Source organism: Cupriavidus sp. 05N40 (genome assembly GCF_056397305.1).
Window position 1 is genome coordinate 1 of sequence record NZ_JBFTND010000042.1, and the last position, 21235, is coordinate 21235.

The 21235-nt window shown below is 70.1% G+C and carries 21 protein-coding genes; 11 read left to right on the top strand and 10 right to left on the bottom strand.

Annotation, left to right across the window (positions count from 1 at the left end):
* The 5 genes from AC1DO7_RS12260 to AC1DO7_RS12280 form a co-directional block, all read right to left on the bottom strand.
* Positions 1-1690: vWA domain-containing protein (locus tag AC1DO7_RS12260; RefSeq protein ID WP_477116181.1), on the bottom strand; the 1690-nt coding region annotated here is incomplete at its 3' end.
* Complete coding sequence (locus AC1DO7_RS12265; protein ID WP_441619251.1) at positions 1690-2724, bottom strand: vWA domain-containing protein; 1035 nt, start codon at positions 2722-2724, stop codon at positions 1690-1692. The genes AC1DO7_RS12260 and AC1DO7_RS12265, both read right to left, overlap by 1 nt.
* Positions 2711-3244 carry a DUF4381 domain-containing protein gene (locus tag AC1DO7_RS12270; protein ID WP_441619249.1) on the bottom strand — a complete coding sequence of 178 codons (534 nt, stop codon included), beginning with the start codon at positions 3242-3244 and terminating at the stop codon, positions 2711-2713. Before AC1DO7_RS12270 ends, AC1DO7_RS12265 begins: the two co-directional genes overlap by 14 nt.
* Before the next feature lie 19 nt (positions 3245-3263).
* Entirely contained in the window at positions 3264-4205 is a 942-nt protein-coding gene (locus tag AC1DO7_RS12275; RefSeq protein WP_477116197.1) for a DUF58 domain-containing protein, read from the bottom strand.
* 48 nt (positions 4206-4253) lie between these two features.
* Complete coding sequence (locus tag AC1DO7_RS12280; RefSeq protein WP_441619247.1) at positions 4254-5252, bottom strand: AAA family ATPase; 999 nt, start codon at positions 5250-5252, stop codon at positions 4254-4256.
* A 313-nt stretch (positions 5253-5565) separates the two neighbouring features.
* On the opposite strand from AC1DO7_RS12280, the gene AC1DO7_RS12285 reads away from it, so the two are divergent.
* The 3 genes from AC1DO7_RS12285 to AC1DO7_RS12295 all read left to right on the top strand — a co-directional run bounded on the left by AC1DO7_RS12285 (position 5566) and on the right by AC1DO7_RS12295 (position 9163).
* Entirely contained in the window at positions 5566-5958 is a 393-nt protein-coding gene (locus AC1DO7_RS12285; RefSeq protein WP_441619245.1) for an RT0821/Lpp0805 family surface protein, read from the top strand.
* A 179-nt stretch (positions 5959-6137) separates the two neighbouring features.
* Positions 6138-8567: a carbohydrate-binding family V/XII gene (locus tag AC1DO7_RS12290; RefSeq protein WP_441619243.1), complete on the top strand. Its 2430-nt coding sequence runs from the start codon at positions 6138-6140 to the stop codon at positions 8565-8567.
* A 101-nt stretch (positions 8568-8668) separates the two neighbouring features.
* Positions 8669-9163 (top strand): hypothetical protein, encoded by a 495-nt coding sequence (locus tag AC1DO7_RS12295; RefSeq protein ID WP_441619241.1) that lies wholly within the window; start codon positions 8669-8671, stop codon positions 9161-9163.
* Here the strand turns inward: AC1DO7_RS12295 and AC1DO7_RS12300 are convergent.
* Positions 9160-9339 carry a hypothetical protein gene (locus AC1DO7_RS12300; protein ID WP_477116182.1) on the bottom strand — a complete coding sequence of 60 codons (180 nt, stop codon included), beginning with the start codon at positions 9337-9339 and terminating at the stop codon, positions 9160-9162. The two genes, AC1DO7_RS12295 and AC1DO7_RS12300, sit on opposite strands and share 4 nt — an antisense overlap.
* 1169 nt (positions 9340-10508) lie before the next feature.
* On the opposite strand from AC1DO7_RS12300, the gene AC1DO7_RS12305 reads away from it, so the two are divergent.
* The gene (locus AC1DO7_RS12305; protein ID WP_477116183.1) at positions 10509-11237 is read left to right on the top strand and encodes an SDR family oxidoreductase; all 729 of its coding nucleotides are present in this window, start codon (positions 10509-10511) and stop codon (positions 11235-11237) included.
* A 51-nt stretch (positions 11238-11288) separates the two neighbouring features.
* The gene (locus AC1DO7_RS12310) at positions 11289-11882 is read left to right on the top strand and encodes a 2-hydroxychromene-2-carboxylate isomerase (protein ID WP_441619235.1); all 594 of its coding nucleotides are present in this window, start codon (positions 11289-11291) and stop codon (positions 11880-11882) included.
* 24 nt (positions 11883-11906) lie between these two features.
* Here the strand turns inward: AC1DO7_RS12310 and AC1DO7_RS12315 are convergent, their stop codons facing one another.
* Positions 11907-12095: a hypothetical protein gene (locus AC1DO7_RS12315; protein WP_441619233.1), complete on the bottom strand. Its 189-nt coding sequence runs from the start codon at positions 12093-12095 to the stop codon at positions 11907-11909.
* A 66-nt stretch (positions 12096-12161) separates the two neighbouring features.
* Here AC1DO7_RS12315 and AC1DO7_RS12320 point away from each other — a divergent pair, with 66 nt between their 5' ends.
* Positions 12162-12548, top strand: coding sequence for a hypothetical protein (locus AC1DO7_RS12320; protein ID WP_441619231.1), 387 nt, complete (start codon positions 12162-12164; stop codon positions 12546-12548).
* A gap of 17 nt (positions 12549-12565) precedes the next feature.
* On the opposite strand, the gene AC1DO7_RS12325 is transcribed toward AC1DO7_RS12320, so the two are convergent.
* Positions 12566-13903, bottom strand: a complete 1338-nt coding sequence (locus AC1DO7_RS12325; protein WP_441619229.1) for an AI-2E family transporter — start codon at positions 13901-13903, stop codon at positions 12566-12568.
* A 297-nt stretch (positions 13904-14200) separates the two neighbouring features.
* Here AC1DO7_RS12325 and AC1DO7_RS12330 point away from each other — a divergent pair, with 297 nt between their 5' ends.
* Positions 14201-15079 carry a YihY/virulence factor BrkB family protein gene (locus AC1DO7_RS12330; protein ID WP_441619227.1) on the top strand — a complete coding sequence of 293 codons (879 nt, stop codon included), beginning with the start codon at positions 14201-14203 and terminating at the stop codon, positions 15077-15079.
* 20 nt (positions 15080-15099) lie between these two features.
* On the opposite strand, the gene AC1DO7_RS12335 is transcribed toward AC1DO7_RS12330, so the two are convergent.
* Both AC1DO7_RS12335 and AC1DO7_RS12340 read right to left on the bottom strand, forming a co-directional pair.
* Positions 15100-15855, bottom strand: a complete 756-nt coding sequence (locus AC1DO7_RS12335) for a sulfite exporter TauE/SafE family protein (protein WP_441619225.1) — start codon at positions 15853-15855, stop codon at positions 15100-15102.
* Positions 15856-15987: 132 nt separating this feature from the next.
* Positions 15988-16980: a LysR substrate-binding domain-containing protein gene (locus AC1DO7_RS12340; protein WP_441619223.1), complete on the bottom strand. Its 993-nt coding sequence runs from the start codon at positions 16978-16980 to the stop codon at positions 15988-15990.
* A gap of 181 nt (positions 16981-17161) precedes the next feature.
* Here AC1DO7_RS12340 and AC1DO7_RS12345 point away from each other — a divergent pair, with 181 nt between their 5' ends.
* From AC1DO7_RS12345 to AC1DO7_RS12360, 4 genes are all read left to right on the top strand, one after another.
* Positions 17162-18529 (top strand): D-serine ammonia-lyase, encoded by a 1368-nt coding sequence (locus AC1DO7_RS12345; RefSeq protein ID WP_477116184.1) that lies wholly within the window; start codon positions 17162-17164, stop codon positions 18527-18529.
* Between the two features lie 44 nt (positions 18530-18573).
* Positions 18574-19554, top strand: coding sequence for a Bug family tripartite tricarboxylate transporter substrate binding protein (locus AC1DO7_RS12350; RefSeq protein WP_441619219.1), 981 nt, complete (start codon positions 18574-18576; stop codon positions 19552-19554).
* Between the two features lie 142 nt (positions 19555-19696).
* Positions 19697-20920 (top strand): DSD1 family PLP-dependent enzyme, encoded by a 1224-nt coding sequence (locus tag AC1DO7_RS12355; protein WP_477116185.1) that lies wholly within the window; start codon positions 19697-19699, stop codon positions 20918-20920.
* A 32-nt stretch (positions 20921-20952) separates the two neighbouring features.
* On the top strand, positions 20953-21108 hold the full coding sequence (locus AC1DO7_RS12360; protein ID WP_441619288.1) for a hypothetical protein: 156 nt from the start codon (positions 20953-20955) through the stop codon (positions 21106-21108).
* Positions 21109-21235: the final 127 nt, after the last annotated feature.

The following is a 21235-nucleotide window of genomic DNA, read 5'->3' on the forward strand; positions in this document are numbered from 1 at the left end:
GCGCCGCTCCGCGCGCGCCGGACGCCGGGGCCGCCGCCGGCGGCACGGGCGCCGGCTGCCGCGCTTCGATCTGGAACTTCTGCCGCAGGAAATCCGCCGGCGATACCTGCAGGTTGCGCATCCACAGCTCCGCGTTCTGTTGCTGCAGCCGGCTCATGTCCAGCTTGCCCTTCTTGCCGCCCTGCTCCTTGTTCTCGAACTCGACCTTGTCCGGCGGCAGGTCGGGCGCCTGTTCCTGGTCATCCTTGTCGTTCTTCTCCCGGGCGATCAGCGCCGCCACCAGCGCGCGGTTGGCCACGGCCTGCGCGAAGCCGGGGCGAGCCGCCAGCGCGTTGTCGTAGGCGGCAAGCGCGCGCGGGTAGTCGCGCAGGCGCGCGTAGCAATTGCCCATCATGAAGAAAGCGTCCGGCGTGTCCAGGCTCGCGAAGGCGGTCAGCGCTGCCGCATAGTCGCCCGCGCGGTAGCTGGCCCAGCCGCGCCACATGGGGTCCTGGAAACGGGCGGCGGCGCCGGCGAAGTCGCCGCGCTCGAAGCGCCGGCGGCCCTGCTGGTCCGGCGTGAAGAAGGCGCTGGCGATGGCGCTGGTGGTGGCGCTGGTGGTGGCGCTGGTGGTGGCGCCGGCCGGGCGGGAATCCGCGGCCATTGCCGGACGCGGCGCCTGCGCCAGCAGGCCCGCGAGCGTCGCAAGCCACAGCGGCAGCCAGCGTACCACCCAGCCGCGGCGGAACCACAATGCACCCAGCACGACGATGGGCACGGTGATGAGATAGCCGGCTTCCTTCCAGCGCACTTGCGCGTTCTTCTCCTGCGCGGCTTCCATATTGCGCACGGCGCGGCGCTGCACCCAGCGTATGTCGTCGTCGTCCAGCGTCAGGCTGGCCAGCGGAATATCCGCATCGGCAGACAGTGCCTTGAGTGCGGCAAGGTCCAGCGTGCCCCGCAGCGGCCTGCCCTGCGGGTCGGTGGCCACGCGGCCATCGGGGGTGCGGATGGGCCCGCCGCCCTCGGTGCCGGCCGCCAGCGCCAGCACCTGGATCTGGCCCGCCCGCGCCTGCGCGGCGAAGGCTGGAATCTGCGCGCGCTCGAATCCGTCGGTGATCAGGAGCACGGTACCGGCGGCCGACTCGCGCCTGAGCAGGCCATCCGCCAGCGTCAGCGCCGCCGCCGCGTTCTTGCCCGCGCCGGGCACCATGCCGGTGTCGAGCGCGTCCAGGAACAGCGCCATGAAGACCGGATCGTCGGTGGGCGGCACCACCATGTGCGCGCTGCCGGCATACACGACCAGGCCGGTGCGCGAGCCGGCGCGCAGCACCATCAGGTCGCGCACCTTCTGCTTGGCGCGCTCCAGCCGGGTGGGCGCCACGTCCACCGCGTCCATGCTGCGCGAGAGGTCGATGGCGATCACCATCGGCGCCTTGTCCTCGGCAAACGGCGGTGGCTCGCGCTCCCAGGCCGGCCCGGCCGCGGCAATGCCGATCAGCGCCAGCGCCGCGCAGGCGCCATGCACCGGCCGCAGGCGCGGGCCGCCGCCGCTGTCCACGATCAGCCGCGCCAGCAGATGCGGGGCGATCACGCCTTGCCAGCGGCGGCGCGGGTCCGAGAGCCGGTGCCAGGCGAAGGCGATGAGCGCGGCCGCGGGCACCAGCAGCAGCCACGGCGGGCGCAGGAAGTGAAAGGCCGACAGGTCCATCAGCGCCCCCCTGCGCGTGTTGCGGCCGCGCCCGGCTCCGGCGGCGGCTGGCCGCGCGGCCGCCGCGCGGCAGTCAGCAGCAGCATGACCGCGTGGTACAGCAGCAGCAAGATGCCGACCGCGCCCAGCGGGTAGCAGAAAAGGTCGCGCTTGGGCTGGTGCGACTGGCGCCTGACCTTGACCGGCGTGATGCGGTCCAGCGTAGCGTAGATCGCCTCCAGGCCGGCCAGGTCCTCGCCACGGAAGCTCTGCCCGCCGGTGCGCGCCGAGATGGCCTGCAGCGCAGCCAGGTCCACCTTGTTCTCGCCGCTGGCATTGAGGTCGCCGATACCGATGGTATGGATCACCAGGCCACGGTCCCTGGCCACCTGCGCGGCCTGCGCCGGCGGCACCTTGCTGGCGGTGTCGTTGCCGTCGGTCAGCAGGATCAGCACCTTTTCCTGCGCCGGCGACGCCTCGGTCATGCGCACCGCCACGCCGATGGCGTCGCCGATGGCGGTCTGCGGGCCGGCCATGCCGATCTGCGTTTCATCGAGCAAGGCCAGCACGCTGTCATGGTCCATCGTCAGCGGCGCCTGCGGGAAGGCGGCGACGCCGAACACCACCAGGCCGATGCGGTCCTGCTTGCGGCGCGCGATAAACCCGCGCACCACCTGCTTGACGGCGGTGAGGCGGTCCACGGCGCGGCCGTCCGCCCCGGTAAAATCGCGTGCCTCCATCGACTGCGAGAGATCGATGGCGAGCATCAGGTCGCGCGCGGGCTCGTCGCGCTCGATGGGCGGATCCACCCACACCGGCCTGGCCAGCGCGGCCACCAGCAGCACCCAGCACAGCGGCGCCAGCAGCCGCCGGGCCCAGTTGCCGCGCATCACCACCGCGCCGTGGGCGGGACGCTGGCCGCTGCGCTCGGCCATTTCCTCGAAGAACGGCACGCGCACCGCGGGCATGGTCTCCCGGTACGCCGGCAGCAACAGCCAGACCAGCAGCGGCAACGGCAGCAGCAAGGCCGCCCAGGGATGTTCAAAGGCGAGCATGATGCTGTCCGATCCAGTCGCGCAGCAGCGCCACCAGCGCCGTCACCTCGGCGGCCGCGGGCGGCTGGCTGCCGTAGGCCAGTTCCGGCAGCAGGCGCCCCGGCCCGCTGGTGAAGCTGCCCGCGCGCCAGGTGCCGTCCAGGTACGCCAGCCACGCCTGTGCCGACAGGCTGGCCACCTGCGCGCGCGGCGCGAACGCCAGCACCACGCGCTTGACCAGCGCCGGCAGCGCCGCCAGCGCGCCGGCGCGGCTGTGCTCGTCGGCCAGCATGGCTTCGATCCGCGCCAGCTCGGCCAGCGCTTCGCGCCGGTAGCGACTGGCCTGGCGGCGACGGTACACGCGCCACGCCAGCAGCGCCAGCACCGTCAGCAGGAGCGCGGCCAGCACCGCCCAGCCCCAGGTCTGCGGCAACCATGAGACCGGCGCGGGCGTGGGGATCTCCTGCAGCGCGGACAGCGTGGCATCGGCAGGCGCGGCGCCGGGGCTGCCGGCAACGCTGGCGCGGATCAGCTCTGCCATGGCCGTGCGCGCCGTGCGCTCATGGCCGCGGCGCCTTGCCGCGCGGGGCCAGGCGTCCCAGCAGGTGGCGCAACTGGGCCAGCGCCTCGCCCTCGGTATCGATTGCCATCATYGGCACGCCACTGCGCTTGAGCAGCGCGGTGACCTCGTGCAGGCGGCCGGTGAAGAAGGATTCGATCGGCTCGCGCACGGTCCTGGCGCCCATGTCCAGCTCGACCTGCAACTCGCCCTCCGTCACCACCATGCGCCCGGTGTGGTGCGGTACGGCCTGGAACATCGGGTCGAACACCAGCGCGGCGATCACGCTGTTGTGGCTGGACAGCTGGCGCAGCAGATCCTGCGTGCGTTGCCCGGCCCCGGCGAAATCGCTTACCACGCAAACCAGGTGGTCATGCGCCGCCACCTGCAGCGCGCGCTCCAGCGCGCGGTCGAGCTGGCCATAGACGGGCCGCGCCGTGCTGCCGGCATGCAGCGCCTGGTTCATGCCGGCCACCGCGCCCAGCACGGCCTGCACGCGCGCGCGGCTGCGCAGCGGGCGCACCAGCGTGGTGTCGCTGTCGTTGAAGACCACGGCGCCCACGCGGTCGCCGGCCTGCAGTGCCATCCACGCGCACAACGCGGCGAACTCCGCCGCCAGCACGGATTTCATGGCGCGCCGCGAGCCGAAGAACATCGGCATGCGCTGGTCCACCACCAGCAGCACCGGCAGGTCCCGCTCTTCGGTGTAGGCGCGCACCAGCGCGCGCCCGGCGCGCAGCGAGGCGCGCCAGTCGAGATGGCGGATATCGTCGCCCTGCCGGTAGCCGCGCAATTCCTCGAAATTCAGCCCGCGCCCGCGGATGCGCGAGCCGTGCTTGCCCGCCAGCACGCTGGCGTGCGGCTGGCGCATGGTGAAGCCCAGATCGCACACGGCGTGCTCGAGCCGCGCCAGGTGCGCGACATCCACCCACACCGTGCCGATCTCCGCTGCCGTGCGCGCCGCCTCCGTGGCCACCTGGGTTCCCCGTTGCTAGGCCGGCACGGCCACGCTTTGCACCAGCTTGCGCACCACCGCATCGGCATCCACTCCGTCGGCGTTGGCGTCGTAGGACAGGATCAGCCGGTGGCGCAGGGTGGGCAGCGCCATCGCGCGCACATCGTCTGGCGTGACATGATCGCGTCCTTCGAGCCAGGCATGGGCGCGCGCGGCGCGGTCCAGCGCGATGCCGCCGCGCGGGCTGGCGCCCAGCGCGATCCATTTGGCCAGCGCCTCGTCATAGCGGGCCGGCGCGCGGCTGGCGTTGACCAGGTCGACGATGTAGCGGTCGATCGCGTCGGCCACGTGAATGGCGCTGATTTCCGCGCGCGCCGCGAAGATCGCGGCCTGTGGCACGCGCCGTGGCGGCGGATTCTCGCCCGCGGGCGCATCGGCCGGGGCCGGCCCCTCGCCACGCTCCTCCGCGCGCACCAGGCGCAGCACCTCGCGCTCATCGTCGGCGGCAGGATAGGTGATCAGCACCTTCATCAGGAATCGGTCCATCTGCGCCTCGGGCAACGGATAGGTGCCCTCCTGCTCGATCGGGTTCTGCGTGGCCAGCACCATGAACAGCGGGGGCATCGGATGCGTGGTGCCGCCCACCGAGACCTGGCGCTCCTCCATGGCTTCGAGCAAGGCGGACTGCACCTTGGCCGGGGCGCGGTTGATCTCGTCGGCCAGCACGAGGTTGCCGAACACCGGGCCCGGCTGGAAGCGGAAGCTGTTGCGCCCGCCTTCCTGGTAGAGCACGTCGGCGCCGGTGATATCGGCCGGCAGCAGGTCCGGGGTGAACTGGATGCGGCGCATCTGCGCGTCCAGGCTGGCCGCCACGCTCTTGACCATGCGCGTCTTGGCCAGGCCGGGCACGCTCTCCAGCAGCAGGTGGCCGTTGGCCAGCAGGCCGATCACGATCTGGCGGATCACCTCGCCCTGCCCCTTGATGGCCCCCTCGACATGGCGCTGCAGCGCCGCCATTGCCTCTCTTGCGCTCATTTGCCGCTCTCTCGTCAGGACGCACGGACGCAAATCGGGCCGGCGCCGTATCAGGCACTGGCGAGCAGCATGGCATATCGCCTGTCGTGCCGGGTACTGAAATCTTTCGGCGTGGTTATGTCGCTTTTTGTACTGGATGTGAAAGTTTTCACTCGGGCGCGCACCGGCATGCGGATGGCATAAGGTAGCAGGACGCGATGAAAACGTGACGAGCGCGGGACTCCGCACGCGTGCGGGCTTCGCGCCGTCTGTATCCGGACGCGTCCCGCGCCCTTCGATCCATCGAACCACCCACGACAAAAGGACTGCATCCATGACACCGCGCCAGTTGTTCCGAACTTCGCTGGCATGTGCCGCCCTGCTGGCCCCGGCCGCGCCCGCGCTCGCCTACTTCGACACATTCGTCAATGCCACGGTGATCGGCAAGATGAGCCAGAAGGAATCCGCCGCACTCGCCAAGAGCGTGGGCGAGATCCTCAACACCGGCGCCGACGGCGCCGTGGTGCCCTGGAACTATCCCGCCACGAGCGGCCGCCGCGCCATCGAAGGCTCGCTCACGCCGCTGCGCTCCAAGACCGACCAGGGCCAGTCCTGCCGCCTGCTGCGCACCCAGCTCAAGCGCGATGGCCTGGAAGACAACTGGACCGGCTGGTTCTGCAAGCAGAGCGACGGCCGCTGGAAATCGCGCAAGGTGAGCAACGAATAGGCGCCACGCCACCGCGCGCCACGCGCGCCCGGATCGACGAAGCGCTCCGGGCCGTCTGACCCAGGCAGGGGCAATGCCCGCGCCATGGGTGGCCGGGCGGCGCTTGCCGCGCCCGGCCAGGCTGGGACTATCGCCCGCTGCCGGCCAGCCTGCTGGATTTGCCGACAAGGAGCCGCACCATGCCAGCCACCGCCGCCACGCCGGCCACCGCGCGCCTGCGCCTGCTGCTGATTGCCGCCTGCCTGGCGCTGGGCATGCCGCCGGCACAGGCGGCCAATCCGCCCCGGACAGCCGCGCCGCTGACCTGGCCGCGCAACTTCGACGCGGCCAGCCAGCATATCGAGATGTACCAGCCGCAGATCGAGCAATGGGACGGCGACCGCCTCTCCGGCCGCGCCGCGGTGGCGGTGGGGGCGAAGAACGGCACGCCGACCTACGGCGTGGTGCGCTTCTCCGCGCATGCCGATATCGACAAGGCATCCGGCCTGGTGCAGATGCGCGCGATCCAGGTGGACAGCGTCGACGTGCCGACCAATCCCGAGGCGGCCGGCCAGGTGCGGCAGGCGCTGCTGGCGCGCCTGCCGCCGGCCGGGCTCACGGTGCCGCTCGATGAACTGCAGGCCAGCTACGCGGCCTCGCAGGAAGTCGCCAGGGCCTCCGGCGTGGCGGTGAAGAACGACGCGCCGCGCATCGTCTTCGCGCCCGTGCCCACGCTGCTGGTGCTGGTCGATGGCGAGCCGGCCTGGCGCGAGGCCGGCGGCACGCGCTACCAGCATGCCCTCAACAGCCGCGCCCTGCTGCTGCGCGACAGTGCCGGCCAACTCTACCTGCAGGCGGCCGGCTACTGGTACGGCGCCGCCGCGCTCGGCGGGCCGTGGCAGATGATCGCCAGCCCGCCGCAGGCGCTGGTCACCGCCGCTGGCAAGGCCCAGGCCGGCGCCAAGGCCGATCCGATGCTGCCGGCCGACGGCAGGCGTCCCGCCGCCCCGCCCGCCATCCTGGTGGCGACAGGCCCCACCGAGCTGATCGTCACCGATGGCGCGCCCAAGTTGTTGCCGGTGGCCGGCGTCAGCCTGCTGACCGTGAGCAACACCGACCGCGCGGTGTTCGTCGACCCCGCCAGCAACCGCTACTACGTGCTGGTCTCGGGGCGCTGGTTCGCCGCGCCGGGTGTCGACGGGCCGTGGCAGTTCGTGCCGGGCAGTGCATTGCCCGCGGACTTCGCGCGCATCTCGCCCCAGGATCCCAGGGCCAACGTGCTGGTTTCCGTGCCGGGCACGCCGCAGGCACGCGAGGCGCAGATCGCGGCCACCATTCCGCAGACAGCGGCGGTAGCGCGCGCCAAGGCCACGCTGACGGTCGGCTTCGACGGCTCGCCGCGCTTCGCGCCGATCGAGGGCACCTCGCTGAACTACGCCGTCAACGCCGCCACGCCCGTGATCCAGACCGACGCAGAGCACTTCTACGCAGTGGCCAACGGGGTCTGGTTCACCGCCGCCGGCCCGACCGGCCCCTGGCGTGTCGCCACCGAGGTGCCCGGCGCGATCTACACCATCCCGGCCAGCTCGCCGCTGCATTACGTCACCTATGTCCGCATCTATTCGGTCGCGCCCGATACCGTGGTAGTGGGCTACACGCCCGGCTACATGGGTGTGGTGATCAGCGCCGACGGCACCGTGGTGTACGGCACGGGCTATGTCTATCCGGCCTATGTGGGCTCGGTCTACTACGGCTATCCGCCCACCTACGGCTACGGCGCGGGCTTTGCGCTCGGCGCCGCGGAGGGCTTCGCCTTCGGCTTCGCGGCAGGGGCGTTCTGGGGCGCGGCGTCACCCTACTGGGGACCGTACTGGTGGGGCGGGGGCTACAACTGGAACTACGTCAACGTGAACCAGGCCAACTTCTACGGACGCTGGGGACAAGGCACGGTGACCCATGCCTCGGGCTGGGACGCCTGGACCGGCACGCAATGGCGCGGCACCGCAGGCGCCGGCTACAACCCGGCCACCGGCGCCCGCTTCCAGGGCAGCGCGGGCGCCGCCTTCAACCCGTACAGCGGCAATGCCGCGGCCGGGCGCCAGGGCTCGTTCTACAACCCGTCCACGGGCAGCGCCGGCGCCGGGCGCGGCGGCATCGCCGGCAATGAATACACCGGCAACTACGCGGGCGGGCGCCAGGTGGCCGGCTACAACGCGCAGACCGGGCGCGCCGGCGCGGCCGAGTTCGGCGTGGCCGGCAATACCCAGACCGGCCAGCGCGAAGCCGGCAGCAAGGGCTTCGTGGTCAACCGCGGCCAGGGCAACGGCGTGGCCTGGAACAACGGCGACGTCTACGCCGGACATGACGGCAACATCTACCAGCACACCCAGGACGGCGGCTGGCAAAAGCACACCTCGGGCGGCTGGGAGCCGGTGCAGCCCGATGCCAATGCCAACGTCGGCGGCCAGCTGGAGCAACAACGCCAGGCGCGCGACCTGGGACAGCAGCGCTTTGGCCAGACTGCTCGCCAGTGGGGCGGCGGCGCGGGCAACCCCGGCGCCAGCTTCGGCGCGCGCGGCGGCGGGCGGCGCATGGGCGGCTTCCACGGCTTCCACGGCTTCCACCGCTAGCGCGGCAGCTTGCGCGCATCCCTGCATCCCCCATTCCGGGGATGCGCGGCGGCGCATGGCGGCCGATACTCTGCTTGTCGAGTGCCCCGGAGGAGCCAGCCATGGACCGCCGAACCCTGCTGATTGCCGCCCCCGCGGTCCTGATCGCCGGCCGGATGGCCGGTGCCAGCGCGCAACCAGGCGAGGCAGCGCCCTTCCACGCCACCGCCGAATCCCGCATCACCCTGCTCTACCTCGGGCAGGCCAGTTGCCCGCCATGCCGAGGCTATGAAGCGGAATACTTCGGGCGCATGGACAAGATGGCGAAGTCGTTTCCGGAGTTCCGGGAAATCGACTATGTGAAGCTGAGCCTGGGCAGCGGCAAGGCCGTCGTCACCGCCGGCCTGCTGCCTGACCACCTCAAGTGGGTTGCCACCGAGACGCGCGACGGCCACGCGATCATCCAGAACGCCTATGGCACGCCGTTCTTCGCCGCCGTCGTGGACCACGAAGTGTGGGCGCAGGGCCCCGCTGTGTCCGGGCTCGAAGGCGAGGTGCTGCCGGCCCTGCGCCGCGCGGTGCAGGAACGGGCACGCAGCGCGCGGGTACCCAGCTAGTGGCGCGTATGCGGGTCGCTCGGGTCGGGTTCGCGGCGCYCGCGCTCGCGCCGCTGCTGGCTGCGGGCAAGCTCCTTGCTGACGTCCTGGGCAAGCTGGCGCATGTCGGCCACGCGCGCGTCGAGTTCGTTGGGAAAGATGTCGTGTGCCAGGTTGACCTTGAGGGTGAAGGACATGATGTGGCTCTGTTGGTATGGAGTTCGTCGATGAGTGCGCATGCCTGACGCTGGCGTGGCCGGATCGACCGGGTCGCCTGTGTCGCCTGCGGCACCCTGGCTCGCTGTGGCGCTAGAACCCGCCTTGGAAACGGCAGGTTGTCACGGTATCGCGAACCTCTTTGCTACCAGTATGGGATATCGCACGCAGGTTTTCCTTTGATGTTGTTTATCGGTGCGATAGGCATCGACCCCGCGCTGGAATGTGGTGTCGCGGACCGCGCCGGGATCCCCAGGCCCGCTTCCCGCCCGGAGGGCAACCCGCGCCATCCCGGCAGGCGAAGCGGCCAGCGCGTCCCCCGCCCGGACGATGCGTCGGTGCGACGCCGAACATGGTCCCCGCGCGGGCCCATGCGATCCTCGGGACCGCGGCCGGCGCCGCTGCCAATGGCATGCAAATACCGGCAAATGCACGGAAAAACGCGCATGGGAGGCCGACGTGGCATCAATGCTGCTGTCGTGCCGCGCGCTGCCCGGCTGGTCCCGGACGTGCCCAGTGGCGGCTTCCGGCTTCGTGGTGCGCGCGTCGGCACTTGCAACGGCCTTGATCGCGGTCCGCGACGGGTTCTCCACCGGGCACGGCAGGCTCTGGCACCCGTCGCAGACGATCCGCGACAGCCTTGCCGCCAGGGCACGGGCAGACGCTGCGCACGGGCGAGCGCGGCAGTATCGCCGTGCCGCTGGCATGGGGGAGAAACACTGCGCGTGGACGTGGCTGCCGCCGGCCTGCGGCTGCTCCTGTCGGACGAGCCGCTGGCCGTCGTGCGGCTGCGCCGCAATAGCGCATCCAGCCAGCCGGACGCCGCCGGTCAGCCCGGCGGCTCCCATGAGCGGATCCACGCCCGTGGTGGCGAAGCCCCCGCGCCTGGCTAGCGCGCCGCTGGCTGCTATCACACGCTCGCGCGTGGCGGCTTTGTGGATTGCGGAATCACGCAGTGCTGTTCCTGGGGGGGCGGGGTATGGTGCCAAGGCTTGACGCCGGCCGCATTCGTACCATAAAGTTCGCTTACTAAACGATCGTTCAGCTTAGGGCAGATTCGCCGCCACAGCAAGGCGGCGCACCGCGCAGCGACGAAAAAAACCGCCCGGGGTCCTGCCCGGGCGCAATATCGCAGACTGGAGACAATGCAATGACCAACAAGAAAGCCGTTCTGGTGGTGGGTGCGGGCGACGCTACGGGCGGCGCCATTGCGCGCCGCTTTGCGCGCGAAGGCTATATCGCCTGCGTCACGCGCCGCAATGCCGACAAGCTTGCGCCGCTGGTGGAGCAGATCCGCGCCGAGGGCGGCGAGGCGCACGGCTTTGCCTGCGACGCGCGCAAGGAAGAAGACACCGTGGCGCTGATCGAGCGCATCGAGCGCGAGATCGCGCCGCTGGAGGTGGCGATCTTCAATATCGGCGCCAACGTGCGCTTCTCCATCCTGGAGACCACCTCGCGCGTGTACTTCAAGGTCTGGGAGATGGCCTGCTTCGGCGGCTTCCTGATGGGACGCGAGGCCGCCCGCGTGATGCTGCCGCGCGGCCACGRCTCGATCTTCTTCACCGGCGCCACGGCCAGCCTGCGCGGGCGCGACGGCATGAGCGCCTTCGCCGGCGCCAAGCATGCGCTGCGCGCACTGGCGCAGAGCATGGCGCGCGAACTTGGCCCGAAGAATATCCACGTGGCGCACCTGGTGGTGGACGCCGCCATCGACACCGACTTTATCCGCTCGAACTTCCCCGACCGCTATGCGGCCAAGGACAACGACGGCATCGTCAATCCCGAGCACATCGCCGATACCTACTGGATGCTGCACCAGCAGCCGCGCGACGCCTGGACCCACGAACTGGACATCCGCCCGTGGATGGAGACCTGGTGAGCATCGGCGCAAGAGAATGTCCGCCAGGAAAACCATGAACGGAGACAACAGATGAGCAAGCAGGTCACCTTCTATTTCGATTTCGGCAGCCCCTACTCTTACCTGGCCTACAAGGAGCTGCCGCGCGTGGCGCAGCGCACCGGCGCGCGGATCGACTGGCAGCCCATCCTGCTCGGCGGTGTGTTCAAGGCCACCGGCAACCACAGTCCCGCGGAGATTCCCGCCAAGGGCCGCTGGTCAAACACCGATACCGCGCGCTGGTCGAAGCGCTACGGCGCCAACCTGCAGCAGAATCCGCATTTCCCGATCAACACGCTGGCGCTGATGCGCGCCGCGAAGGGCTACCAGCTGCGCGACGAAGCCGCCTTCCACCGCTATGTGGAGGCCATGTTCGCCGCCATGTGGGAGCAGCAGCGCAACCTCAACGATCCCGCCGAGATCGGCGCGGCGCTGGCGGCGGCCGGCCTCGACCCGCGCGAGGCCTTGAAGATGATCGAGGACCCCGTCGTCAAGGACGCCCTCAAGCAGGCCACCGAGGCGGCAGTGGCGCGCGGCCTGTTCGGTGTGCCGAGCTTTGTCGTCGGCGACGAACTGTTCTGGGGCAACGACCGACTGCTGTTCGTGGAGGAAGCGCTGGGCGCGTGAAGGCACGCCAGCGCCGGCCGCGCGTCAGAACGCGGGCAGGATGGCACCCTTGAACTGCCTGGCCAGGAAGTCGCGCACCTCCTGCGACTGGTACGCCGTCACCAGCGGCTTCACCCATGGCGCAGCAGCGCGGTTGCCATTGGAGGGATCGTTCTGGATGCCGACCTTGGCGCCTTCCGGCAGCGCRTGTTCGCCTAACGATATGCGCGGCATGCACCGTGCGTGGCGGCCAGGTCCGGTAGAATTGCGCTCCCTTCGCGGCACCCTGTACGGCAAGCCATGACGCAAACCCCACCGGCATCGCCTGCCGCACCTGACTACCGGATCCTGTTCGCGTTCAGCGCCGCCGCGGGCACCGTGCTCGAGATCAAGCGCCTTGGCCTGCCCGCCGAGGCGCCGCGCGCGCGCAAATACCAATGGCTGTGGCTGGACGGCGAAAGCCAGCCCATGTGCGTGCGGCCGCTGCGGTTCGTATCGATGCGCGAAGACGAAGGCGCGGCGCTGCCTCACGAGCGCGTCTTCGCCGAAGGCGTGTTGCGCTTCGGCGCGCAAGCGGCTGAACTGATCCTGGCAGGAGAAGGCACGCTGCGCTTGCTAGCGTGCGAGCCGCAGGCGCTTTCGCCGGCGGCGGCGGCGCTGGTGACGCAGTTCGCGGCCCCCGCTTGAGACAGCCCCGGCCGCGCTCACTCGCCCAGGAATTCGGCCAGCACCTCCATGCCTTCCACATGATCGGCCACCACCTTGGCGATCACCGCGATGGGAATGGCCAGCAGCACGCCCCAGGCACCCCATAGCCAGGTAAAGAGCAGCAGCGCCACGAACACCGCCACTGCATTCATCTTCGCCATGCGGCCCGTCATCCAGGTAGTGACCACCGAGCCGATCAGCGTGGCGATCAGCAGCGAGCCGCCGGCCGCCAGCGCGGCCAGGCCGAAGGCACCGCCGGTCTGCATGAAGGCGGCCAGCCCGATGCACACCGCGATCAGCGCCGCGCCGAAATACGGCACCAGGTGCAGCGCCGCCGCGGTCAATGCCCAGGTGCCGGCGTTATCGAGGTGCAGCCACTTCAGCAACAGCCACGTCAGCATGCCCACCATGGCATTGGCGACCAGCAGCATCACCATATAGCCCTGGATCTGGCGGTTGATCTCGTCGAGCATATGCACGCTGATCTTCTTCTGCGAGAGCGTGGTACCGGCCATCTTGACGAACTTGCGCTTGAACATATCGCCCGAGACCAGCATGAAGAAGGCCAGGAACAGCACCACCGCAGCCTGTGCCAACAAGGCGAGGATGCCCATCGATCCGGCCACCAGCATATTCGTCATGGCGTCGCCCGAGCGCTCCACGACGACCTGCGGCGTGCGGGCCGGCGGCGGCTGCCCGGTGCCCGCCAGCACCGTGGCCGCGCGGCGGACCTTCTGCACCATGGAGTCGTCGCCGCTGAGCAGCGCGCCTAGCGAACGCGAAAGCTTGGTGGCCACCTCCGGCAGGCGGTCCACCAGCCCTGCTGCCTGGTCCTGCAGCAGGTAGGCGCAGCACACCACGCCGGAAAGCATGGCCAGCAGCACAAGCGATGCGCCGATCACCCGCGGGATGCGGCGGCGGAACAGGAAGGTAACCAGCGGATCGAGCATATAGGCGATCACGATCGCCAGCACCACCGGGATCACGAAAGCGCTGGCAAGATGAAGCGTATAGAGCGATGCAAGCACGGCCAGGATGACGAGGGCCTGTTCGCCGCGGCCACCTGCAGCCACGGGAGCGGCGGCCGGCCCGGCGAGCGTCTCTGCGGGTGTGGCTGCCGGCGCCTCGGGCGGTGCATTGCCGCTGTCAGGCAGGCCGACGGCTTGCGCCGCCCCGGCTGCCTGCGCCGCTGGCGCGGTGGCGGTGGCCTCGCCAGGCGCAGCGGCGGCGGCGGCCGCGGCATTGGCATCGGCCGCCGATTGGGCCGCCGATTGGGCCGCCGATTGCCGCTGCCTGAGGCGGAGATGGCTGAGCGAAGGCAGGGAAAAGGGCATGGCGACAGGCGTGGTGGCGATGGGAGGGGCTGATGACTGGGGCTGGGCTTGGGCTGATGGCTGGAGCCTTCTTCCCAGCATAGCCCCGCCGGTCCCCATTGCTGTCGGAGAATGCCGCCCGCCCATGTAGGACAAGCTCGTCTTGCCCTTGTACGCGTCATGCACCACATTGAACATTGACTGGAACTTCAAGGGCAAGGCGGCGCTTTGCGCCGGGCCAGGCGCGCCCGCCGCCGCATGCCTGCGCCGCGCCGCTTCCGCACTTTTTGCGGCCCGAACAATCACAGCCCCTTCGCCATGCCCATCCTCGATGCGCGCGCCCGGCTGGTACTGAAGCACCCGGGCGCCTTCATGCTGCGCACGCTGCGGCATTTCCGCGCCAACCAGGGCTTGCTGCTGGCCGGCGCGGTGGCTTACTACGCCCTCCTGTCGATCGTGCCGCTGCTGATCCTGATGGTGATCGCGCTGTCCCACGTGATCGAGCCGCAGGCATTGCTGCGCACCTTGTCGCGCTACCTGGAATGGCTGGTGCCCGGGCAATCGCGCGCGCTGATCGCCGAGCTGGCGAACTTCCTGGACAACCGCGGCGTGATCGGCTGGGTGCTGCTGGCGAGCATGATCTTCTTCAGTTCGCTGGCGTTCACGGTGCTGGAGAACGCCATGTCGGTGATCTTCGAGCACCGCGTGGCAATCCGCCGCCGCCACTTCATGGTGTCCGCGGTGCTGCCCTACTGCTATATCGTCGTGCTCAGCCTCGGCCTGCTGCTGGTGACGGTGGTGTCGGGCTCCCTGCAGGCCTTCGGCCAGCGGCATGTGGAGGTACTGGGGCACGACTGGTCGCTGGACCGCCTCTCGGGCAGCCTGCTGTACCTGCTCGGCCTGGCGGGCGAGATCCTGATGCTGACCTCGATCTACCTGGTGATGCCGGTGGGCCGCCTGTCATTGCGGCATGCGCTGCTCGGCGCCGTGACCGCGGCGGCGCTGTGGGAGATCTCGCGCCACGTGCTGGTGTGGTACTTCACCACGCTGTCGCAGGTCAGCGTGGTGTACGGCTCGCTGGCCACGGCCATCGTGGTGCTGCTCAGCCTGGAGATCGCCGCCACGCTGCTATTGCTTGGCGCGCAGGTGATCGCGGAATTCGAGCGCAGCGGCAACGATGAGCCCTTCCACACCTGAGCGACCTGAGCGGCTACGGCTTAGTGCATGGCTCCGAGCAGCCTGGGCAACGAGGCCGCCAGCAGCGCCACGCCCGAGGCCGTCAGCAGGCTCAGCACGATGCGACGGAAAGCGATCTCGCTGATGCCGATATACAGGCGCGCGCCCAGGATGCTGGGCACCAGCATGGCCGGCCCCACCACCAGGAACATCGGCAGCATGTCGCGCGTGACGATGCCGGTGCCGACGTAGGTCGCCATCGTCACCGCCAGCGTGGCCAGGTTGAAATTCTGGATGATGGCGCGCTGCTCGTCCTTGGGCAGTCCGCGCAGCGTGCACCACAGGGTGGGAATCACGCCGGTGAAACCGCCGATGCCGCCCATGATGCCGCCGGCGGCGCCGATCAGGCCATCGGCCAGCCGTCCGCCGAAGCGGATGCGCGGCAACTGCGCGGACATCAGCATGAGCGGGCACCACACCGCCAGCAAGGCGCCCAGGCAGGCCTTGAAGACATTGGCATTGAGCACCGGCAGGATGGCCACCCCGATGGGAATGCCGACAATACCGCCGGCCACGAAGGGCAGCAGCTGGCGGAGCGAGAAGCTGCGCCGCACCGTGATGGCCGCCACCACCTGCCCGGTGAGCGAGCCGAACACCGCCATGGCCGCCGCCAGGCGCGGCTCGACCGTCCACACCCAGAACGACATGGCCACCATGCCGAAGGCAAAACCGGACAAGCCCTGCACGAAGCCGGCCACGACGGCGCCCAGCGCCACGATCACGAGAGGAAAGTCCATCTGAACCCAGGATAGCGGCGGCGGCCTGGCTTGCCGCGTCGCCGCATGTGCGCTGCGCGCATCGCGCGAAAGCCGCAAACTATGCCGATAATCGGCCCGCTTGTCATCCGTGGCTGTGCATGCCGCAGCGCATCAGGCGCGCCGCCGTGCCCCGGGGCCGCCGGGCGGGCGGCGCGCCCGGATATCGAGCACCTTGGCCCGCGCGGTATCGAAGCGCGCACCCTCGGCCGCCAGCCAGTCTTCCACCATGGCGATATGTGGCGTCTGGCCGTGCGCGCTGACAAAGAAGTAGGACGCCTGCGAGCGGGCATGGATGCCGAACAGGTCGACCAGCCGCCCGGCCTCGATATCCTCCAGCACCAGCGCCGAGCGGCCCATGGCGATGCCCTGCCCCGCCAGTGCCGCCCCCACCGCGAGCTGGGACAGGTTGAAGCGCTGCCCCGCGTCCAGGCCCGTCACCTCGGCCCCGGCCATGCGCAGCCAGTGCAGCCACTCGTCGAACGGCTGCGCGCCGTCCCAGGGGCTGGTGTCGTGCAGCAGCCACGCGCCCTTGAGGTCGCGCGGGGCGCGCAGTTCGGGATGCGCGGCCACGAAGGCGGGGCTGGCCACCGGCAGCAGCCATTCATCGAGGAACAGGCGGGCCTTGAGGTCGTCGTAGCCGCCCAGGTCGAAGCGCACCGCGGCGTCGATGCCGTCGCGCACCATGCGGCCGCGGTCCAGCGCGTGGAACTCGCCATAGACGCGCAGGCCCACCTGCGGATGATCGCGGAAGAAATCGCCCAGGCGCGGGGTCAGCCAGCGCATCGCGAACGACGGCGCGCAGCTCAGCGCGATGGGACCGGACTCGCGCGGCTTGCGCAGCTGCGTGAGCGTGCCCTCGATGGCCTGGAAGGATTCGCGCAGCACGAAGCGCAGCCGGTCGCCCTCGGGCGTGAGCACCAGCGCGCGCGGCGTGCGCAGGAAAAGCGGCCGGTCCAGCCATTGCTCGAGTTGCTTGACCTGCTGGCTGACGGCGCCCTGCGTGACGCAGAGCTCGGCGGCGGCATGGGTGAAGTTGCAATGTCGCGCGGAGGCTTCGAAGCAGCGCAGCCAGCTCAAGACGGAAGACGACAGCAGAGTGCTCACGGGACGGACTCACGGTAAAGCGGCGCGCCCGGCGCACCGGACCGACGACATGCACCCGCATGGGGAACAGATCGCATCGCCATTAGTAATACTGATGCCTGGCTAAATATAAATGGATTGTCACGGCGCCGGCCGGGACCAACAATGAAGCCATTCCGAAACGCAGCAGGCACCCACCTCCATGCATGCATCCGCAGCCGCACCCCAACCACTGTTCTCCGATGYGGGCCTCGCCGGCCTGAGCACCGCCACACCCCTGCTGTGGTGCAATCCCGGCCGCACCGACGCGCCACCGGCGGCGCAGCCCGCAGGCGAGCGCAGCATTAGTCTAGCTGATATCAGGGCGGCACAGGCACGCTTGCGCCGCTTTGCGCCGTTGCTGGCCACGCTGTTCCCAGAGCTGGCGCGGACCGGCGGCACCATCGAATCGCCGCTGCTGGCGGCCCCCGGCATGCAGCAAGCCCTGGGATTGCCGCACGAACTGGGCCGCCTTTGGATCAAGGCCGATCACAGCCTGCCGGTGGCCGGCTCGATCAAGGCGCGCGGCGGCATTCACGAAGTGCTCGAATTTGCCGAGACGCTGGCCCTGGAACACGGCCTGGTCGGCCCCGGCCGCGACGCACCCCCGGATTACCTGGCGCTGGGCGCGCCGGCGGCGCGCGCGCTGTTCGGGCGCTACCAGGTCGCGGTCGGCTCCACCGGCAACCTCGGACTGAGCATCGGCGTGATGGCCTCGGCGCTGGGTTTTCGCGCCGCCGTGCATATGTCGGCCGACGCCAAGGCATGGAAGAAGGCGCGCCTGCGCAGCCGCGGCGTGGAAGTGGTGGAGCATGCCGGCGACTACGAAGAAGCCGTGGCCGCCGGCCGTCGCCAGGCGCAGCATGACCCGTTCACCTACTTCGTCGACGATGAGCGTTCGCTGTCGCTGCTGCTGGGCTACGGCGCCGCGGCGCTGCACCTGCGCGAGCAACTGGCCGCGCGGGACATCCTCGTGGATGCCGCGCACCCGCTCTTCGTCTACCTGCCGTGCGGCGTGGGCGGCGCGCCGGCCGGCATCACCTTCGGCCTGCGCCAGCTGCTTGGCCCGCATGTGCATTGCTTCTTCGCCGAGCCCACGCAATCGCCCTGCTTCCTGGTGCAGATGGCGGCGCAGGACGGTAACCCCTCGGTCTACGATGCCGGCCTCACCAACCTCACCGAGGCTGACGGCCTGGCCGTGCCGCGCGCCTCCGAACTCGCGGCCGGCGTGATGCGGCCGCTGCTGTCCGGCGTCTTCACGGTGGCGGACGACACGCTGTTCCGGCACCTCGCGCTGGCATGGCGCAGCGAAGGCGTGCGCATCGAGCCCTCCGCCGCGGCCGGCTTCAGCGGGCCGCGCATGCTGTGCGAAAGCGAAGCCGGGCGCGCTTACCTGGCCCGGCACCAGCTGGACGCCGTCATGCCGCAAGCCATGCACCTGGTGTGGACCACCGGCGGGCTGTTCGTGCCGCAGGCCGAATACCAGGCCTTCCTCGACAAGGCTGCCGCGCTGGCGCGCCAGGCGCGCTGATTCTGTTCCGATCCACGACAACCCCGACCCGCAGGAGAGCCAGCATGACATCCTTCCAACCCATCAAGCTTGCATGGCTGGCCGCCTGCTGCCTGGCGGTCCCCGCCGGCAGCGCGCTGGCCGATACCTACCCTTCGCGTCCGATCCAGATGGTGATCCCCTTCCCGCCGGGCGGCGCCACCGACGTGATCGGCCGCCTGCTGGCCAAGAAGCTGGGCGACCGGCTGGGCCAGACCGTGGTGATCGACAACCGGCCGGGCGCCGGCACCATCGTCGGCGCCGGCATCGTCGCCAAGGCCGCGCCCGACGGCTACACGCTGCTGGTGAGTTCCGGCACCACGTTTACGGTCAACCCGGCCATCCATCCCAAGCTGCCCTACGATCCGCTCAAGAGCTTCGAGCCGATCGGGCTGACAGGGCGCACCGGGCTGATCCTGCTGGCCAACCGCGACGTACCGGTCAACAACCTCAAGCAACTGGCGGCAGCGGTCAAGGCCGCGCCGGGCAAGTTCTCGTATGGCTCCTTCGGCAGCGGCACCACGGCGCAGTTCGCCGGCGAGATGCTGCTCAACGACCTGGGCATCAAGATGCTGCACGTGCCGTACCGCGGCAGCTCGCCCGCCATGACCGACCTGATCGGCGGGCAGATCCCGTTCTCAGTGGACACCGTGGCGGCCGCGGTGCCGCAGATCCGCGCGGGCAAGGTCAAGGCCATCGCCATCACCACCGCGAAGCGCTCCAGCCTGCTGCCCGAAGTGCCGACCGTGGCGGAAAGCGGCTTCCCCGCCACCGACATGGACACCTGGCTGGCGGTGGTGGCGCCACGCGGACTGCCGCCCGAGGTCAAGGCACGCCTGGAAAAGGCGCTGGCCGATACCATGGCCGACCCGGACACCCGCAAGAAGCTGCTCGACAACGGGTTCGAGCCTGCCTACGGCAATGCGGCCGAAGTGACCGCGCTGATCACGAAGGAGCTGCCGCGCATGCGGGCCATTGCGCAGCGCGCCAATATCCAGGCCGACTGATGGCGCCAAGTGTCGAGGCGGGCGCGGTGACCGGCGCGGCGGCACGCTGGTTTGACAGCGCCCGCCCGCGCGCCACATCATCGCAGGCACGGCCGCCCGCCGGCGGCGCCATGCCAACCGAACGACACCAGACAGGCCTTCCATGACAACTACCGCTTCCGCTTCGCCATCCCCGCAGATGCCTTCGGCCCTGGCCGCCCTGCAGCTCGCGCCGGCCGCCGTGGCCGGGCAGCCGATGACCGCCATCGACACGCCCGCGCTGGTGCTCGACCTGGACGCATTCGAGCGCAACGTGGCGCACATGCAGCAGGCCGCCGACCAGGCGGGCGTGCAGCTGCGCCCGCATGCCAAGGCGCACAAATGCCCGCAGATCGCACTGGCGCAGATCGCGCGCGGCGCGGTCGGCATCTGCTGCCAGAAGGTCAGCGAGGCGCTGCCCTTCGTGCAGGCGGGAGTCAGGGACATCCATGTCAGCAACCAGATCGCCGGGCCCGCCAAGGCCGCGCTGCTGGCGCAGCTGGCCGTGCATGCGCGCATGAGCGTGTGCGTGGACGACACCCGCCAGGTGCAGGCGCTGGCCGCCGCCGCGGCACAGGCCGGCAGCACCATCGGCGTATTCGTGGAGATCGACGTGGGCCAGGGCCGCTGCGGCGTGTCCGGCGCGCCCGCCGCGCTGCAACTGGCGCAGGCGATCGGCGCGCACGCGCAGCTGGAATTCCGTGGCCTGCAGGCTTATCACGGCGGCATCCAGCATGTGCGTGACTACGCCGCGCGCCGCCAGGCCGCGGCCGATGCCGCCAGGCGCACCGCGGCCGTGGTCGCGGCGCTGGCCGAAGCCGGCGTGACCTGCGCCACGGTCACCGGCGGCGGCAGCGGCAGCGTGGAGTTCGACCTGCACAGCGGCGTCTATACCGAGATCCAGCCCGGCTCGTACATCTTCATGGACGGCGACTATGCCCGTAACAACTACTGCGGGCCGCTGCGCTTCGAGCACAGCCTGTTTATCGCCAGCAGCGTGATGAGCGTGACGGCCGCCGCGGCGCCCGCGCCGGCTACCCCCCGCGTGGTGGTGGATGCCGGGCTGAAATCGATGGCGGTCGATTCCGGGCTGCCGCTGATATGGGGCAGCGACGGGCAAGACTTTGCGCTGGCCTATGTGGCGGCCAACGACGAGCACGGCATCGTGGAAGCGCTGCCCGCGCCGGGCGCGCGCTCGGCGCCGGTGCTGCCGGCACTGGGCAGCCAGGTGCTGCTGGTGCCCGGCCACTGCGATCCCACCCTCAACCTGTACGACGAGATGATCGGCGTGCGCGGCGGCACGGTCGCCTGCCTGTGGCCGGTGGCCGCGCGCGGGCTGAGCCGCTAGCCACGCGGGCTTCAGTCACAACCCCATCCACCATGACCCGGAACGACGGCTTGCCAGCGCAGGCCGCCGTGGCGCTGCGCCGCATGATCGGCAGCAAGGAGATCTCTCCCGTACAGCTGCTGGAGGCGTGCCAGGCGCGGGCCGCCGAACACGCCGTGCTCGGCGGTGCGCGGCCAGCACCACTTTGAGCGCAGCAAACTGATACGGTCTTTTTTCAAGTCGTTGCTTCTGTTATCCACGCCGGCCTGCCGGTAGCATGTTGTCCATGGCATGCGCCGGGCGCGCTCCGCGCCCCGGTTGCGAGCCCAACTCATG